General features: G+C 65.2%; 2 protein-coding genes. Both read left to right on the forward strand.

Annotated elements, in window-relative coordinates:
- The first annotated feature begins 95 nt into the window (after nt 1-95).
- Nucleotides 96-1136 (forward strand): type III polyketide synthase, encoded by a 1041-nt coding sequence (locus WB785_RS14590; protein WP_424080044.1) that lies wholly within the window; start codon nt 96-98, stop codon nt 1134-1136.
- Between the two features lie 59 nt (nt 1137-1195).
- A partial coding sequence (locus tag WB785_RS14595; RefSeq protein WP_424080045.1) for an NAD(P)/FAD-dependent oxidoreductase occupies nt 1196-1855 on the forward strand: 660 nt, incomplete at its 3' end.

Below are 1855 nucleotides of genomic sequence, written 5' to 3' on the forward strand. Positions count from 1 at the left end.
TTAACCAACCAACGAAGTTGTCCAAACGCTGACCCACCAAATGGATACGATTAGAAAACGCGCCCCGTCGGCCCGGCGCGCAGGGAGTAAGCCAGATGACACCGTTTGCATCCGTCGCGTCCGTGGCGATCGAATTTCCGCCCCATCAGGTCGGCCAGCGGGAGGCACTGTCGGGCCTGACCGGCCTTGGCGGCCCGCAATTTGACCGGTTCGCCGACAGCGCCGGCGTCGAGAAGCGCAGCCTCGCGTTGCCGCTGCCGCAATACGGGAAGTTGAGCGGCTTCACTGAAGCCAACGACATATTCATCGAGACCGCCTTGGAGCTTGGTGAACGTGCGCTGCTCTCGGCATTCGACGCCGCCAAGGTCAAACCCTCCGAGGTCGACATTGTCTTCTCGACGACGGTCACCGGGCTGGCGGTACCGACATTGGAGGCCCGGCTGGCGACCCGCGTCGGATTACGACCCGACGTCAAACGGCTGCCGTTGTTTGGGCTTGGCTGCGTCGCCGGTGCCGCCGGCGTGGCACGCATGCATGACTACTTGCTCGCGTTCCCCGATCAGGTGTCGGCACTGCTCGCCGTCGAACTGTGTTCGTTGACGCTGCAGCGCAACGACTACTCCATCGCCAACCTGGTGGCGGCCAGCCTGTTTGGCGATGCGGCCGCCGCCGTCGTCGCGAAGGGATCTGCCCGCACGGCCACGGGGCCCCGGGTGCTGGCCACCCGTAGCCGGCTCTACCCCGACACCGAAGAGGTCATGGGATGGAACGTCGGCAGTAACGGCTTCCAGATCAAGTTGTCCACGGAGGTTGCCACTGTGGCCGAAAAGTACCTCGGCGAAGATGTGCGCAACTTCTTGAGTGACCACGGCCTGACACCTGCGGACATCTCGACGTGGGTCTGCCACCCCGGCGGACCGAAGGTGATCGAAGCCGTCGAGCACAGCCTGGACCTTCCCGCCGATGCCCTCGACTACACCCGAAACTCGTTGCGCGACAACGGGAACCTCTCGTCAGTGTCGGTATTGGACGTACTTCGCGCCAACATGGACGATCCGCCGCCGCCGGGCTCGTTCGGGCTGATGATGGCGATGGGGCCGGCGTTCTGCTCGGAACTCGTGCTGCTCGGCTGGTAGGTCGTGTATTACCTGCTGATCCTCGCGATCGGCATCGCGACACGTGATGAGCGGCGCTCATGACATATGACGCGGACCTACTGGTCGTTGGCGGCGGTCCCGGCGGCCTTGCCACCGCGTTACACGCTCGGCGCCTTGGACTTTCGGTGATCGTGGCCGAGCCGCGGGCAGCCCCGATCGACAAGGCATGTGGTGAGGGGCTGATGCCCGGCGGCCTGGCCGAGCTGACGTCGCTCGGAATCGATCCGCCGGGATTGCCGTTCCGGGGCATCGCTTATTTGAGCGAACACCATCGCGCTGAAGCGCGCTTTCGCGCCTATCCGGGTCGAGGCGTGCGGCGCACCACGTTACACGCCGCGTTGGCCGCCCGCGCGAAAGAACAAGACACCGAATGGATTTCGACGCGCGTCACCCGAATCGACCAGGATGCGGCCGGGGTTACCGCGGCCGGTCTACGGGCAAGATGGTTGGTAGCGGCCGATGGACTGCACTCGTCGGTGCGCCGCGCTGTCGGAATCAAGGCGGTGGCGGGAAATCCGCGGCGCTACGGCGTGCGCTGGCACTTTGCGGTACCCGCATGGTCGGAGTTCGTCGAAGTCCACTGGTCGCTTTGGGGTGAGGCGTACGTGACTCCGGTGGAGCCGGATCTGGTCGGCGTGGCGATTCTGTCCCGGCACCGGCCCGAGCTCGCCTGGTTCCCACGGCTGGCAGCCCAGCTA

This window comes from Mycobacterium sp., assembly GCF_049585075.1.
Taxonomy (GTDB): domain Bacteria; phylum Actinomycetota; class Actinomycetes; order Mycobacteriales; family Mycobacteriaceae; genus Mycobacterium.